The sequence below is a fragment of the uncultured Campylobacter sp. genome, from assembly GCF_937949835.1.
GTDB lineage: Bacteria > Campylobacterota > Campylobacteria > Campylobacterales > Campylobacteraceae > Campylobacter_B.
On the sequence record NZ_CALEDC010000172.1, the window covers coordinates 1 to 2,393 of the forward strand.

The following is a 2,393-nucleotide window of genomic DNA, read 5'->3' on the forward strand; positions in this document are numbered from 1 at the left end:
CGCACGTGCCGTAAATTTAAAGCTAAAATTTGCGCCAGGTCGCGACGTTATGTGTTTTAGCCGCGATAAAATTCTGTGAAATTTTATCTTGCGGGCATTTATAAATTTCAAGTCTAAATTTTATATTTACGCGGAAGCGACGCCGTATTTTAGCCGCGTAGAATTCTGCCGCATAAAATTTTACCTAGCGAAATTCTGTTTCGCAAAATTCTATCTCGTAGAATTTTAATTCGCCGCGCTCAAATTTTACCCGCCGCTTTAAATTTATACCGCAGCGCCTAAATTTCTCCCGCTCGTCGCGCTTTACCCAAATTTATATTTAGTTGTTGTAAAATGCGTTTTTAAAAGGATTTTAGCGGGTTGTGATATGAGTATTTTGGAGCTTACGGAGTGCGTAGGCATCGCTTCGGCGGCGCTTAGCGGGTTTTTATTCGGCGTAAAGAAGGGCTGCGATTGGCTTGGGATCTTTATCGCGGCGTTTTTGACGGCGCTTGGCGGCGGGATCATGCGCGACACCTTAGTAAGCCGCGAGATCTACTCGTTTACGCACTATGCGCCCGTAACGATCGTGCTTGCGGTAAGCGCCGTAGCCATTTTTGCCAAACTTTACGAGAACCGCGATTTGGAGGGTAAATTTTTATTTATTCTAACCGATGCGATCGACGTCATAAGCTTTTCGATCGTTGGAGCGATGGTCGCGCTAAGCTACAATCACAACGTTTTCGGCGTAGTACTGATCGCATTTTGCAACGGCGTGGGTGGTGGCATTTTGCGCGACGTACTGCTGAACGAAGTGCCGTGGTTTTTACATACGGGGCTTTATGGCACGATAAGCATGGGCGTGGGCTTGATATATTTCGTGCTTGATGGATTGGGGCTTAGCGGCGTAGTTTCGGTGCTTATTTTGCTGGTTTTAGGGGTTGCGTTTCGCATGGTGGCTTATTACAAATCTTGGCATCTGCCTAAAGTGGAGTATAAAAAATGAACTATTTGATGGATAATTTTGCGCGCGTAAACGTAGCGCTAGTAAGAGGCGAGGGCTCGATAGTCTATGATGAAGCGGGCAGGGATTACGTGGATTTTGGCGCGGGCATCGGCGTAAACTGCCTGGGGCACGCAAACGAAATCGTGCTGGAAGCGATCGGCACGCAAGCCGCGCAGATCATCCACGGCTCAAATATCTATAGAATTCTGCCCCAAGAAGCCCTGGCTCAAAAGATTAGCGAGCTTTTGGGGTACCGCAGCTACGCTGTGTTTTGCAACTCGGGCGCGGAGGCGAACGAAGCTGCGATCAAAATGGCGCGCAAATACGGCACCGTAAACTTCCCTAATAAAAAATTTGAAATTCTAACTCTGCGAAATTCCTTCCACGGTCGCACGCTAGCGACGCTACAAGCTACCGGGCAGGAGAAATTTCATCCGGAAATTTTTGCGCCTTATATGCCCGGGTTTAAATTTTTCGACGATATCGAGGAGATCATCGCGCATATCGATGAAAACAGCGTCGCCGTGATGATCGAGCTAGTCCAGGGCGAGGGCGGCATTAAACCTCTGGATAGGGCTAGCGTGCAAAGGCTGGCGGCGGTTTTGAAAGAGAAAAAGCTGCTTTTGATCACCGATGAGGTGCAGTGCAGCGTATATCGCACGGGCGAGTTTGCGACGTCGCAAATTTACGGCATCCGCCCCGACATCATCACCTTTGCCAAAGGTCTTGCGGGCGGTGTGCCGATCGGCGCGTGCGTGGCGCAGCAAAATATTTTCGCTCCGGGCGAGCACGGCAGCACCTTCGGCGGTAACTTTTTGGCGACCTCTACGGCGCTTGCGGTGCTTTCGCAGCTTCAGTTTTTAAAAGCGAGCGGTAAGCTTGATAAGACTATAAAAAGATTTATCAAAAAACTAGACGGGCTCGCCGCAGACTATCCTAGCCTGATCGAAAAGCGCGTGGGGCTCGGTCTGATGCAAGGCCTCGTGCTGCGCGATGAAAAAAATCTGGGCGAGATCTTTAACAAAGCCCTGCAAAACGGACTTTTGATCCTAAAATCCGGCAGGCGCACCCTTAGATTTTTGCCTGCATTAAATATCAAAAAACCGGAGATCAAAGAGGGCTTCGCGCGCCTACGCAAAAGCCTGGACGAGATAGTACGGGCGTGAAATTTAGCGATTTTTTTGAGGGCTGGCTAAACGAGAGCTACTACGCAAATACCGCTAAAATCGGCAAGAGCGGTGATTTTTACACTGCCGTGAGCGTAGGGAGTTTTTTTGGGATCTGCATCGCGCGCGAAATTTTACGCCTAAGCGCGGATTTTTGCGCGACGCAAGAGTTAAGCTTAGACGCCGCGGCGAACCCAGATAGGTCGCGGCAAAATCTTGCGGCGAGCGAGCTAAATTTAGAC

General features: G+C 49.4%; 2 protein-coding genes and 1 pseudogene. All 3 read left to right on the forward strand.

Translation table 11 applies throughout. The features are described 5' to 3' along the window. Positions 1–367 precede the first annotated feature (367 nt). Positions 368–985 (forward strand): TRIC cation channel family protein, encoded by a 618-nt coding sequence (locus Q0256_RS03725; protein ID WP_297960159.1) that lies wholly within the window; start codon positions 368–370, stop codon positions 983–985. After that, positions 982–2,151, forward strand: coding sequence for an aminotransferase class III-fold pyridoxal phosphate-dependent enzyme (locus Q0256_RS03730; RefSeq protein WP_297960161.1), 1,170 nt, complete (start codon positions 982–984; stop codon positions 2,149–2,151). Before Q0256_RS03725 ends, Q0256_RS03730 begins: the two co-directional genes overlap by 4 nt. Next, positions 2,148–2,393: pseudogene (locus tag Q0256_RS03735) on the forward strand (dihydrodipicolinate reductase); the annotation flags it as partial. The gene Q0256_RS03730 and the pseudogene Q0256_RS03735, both read left to right, overlap by 4 nt.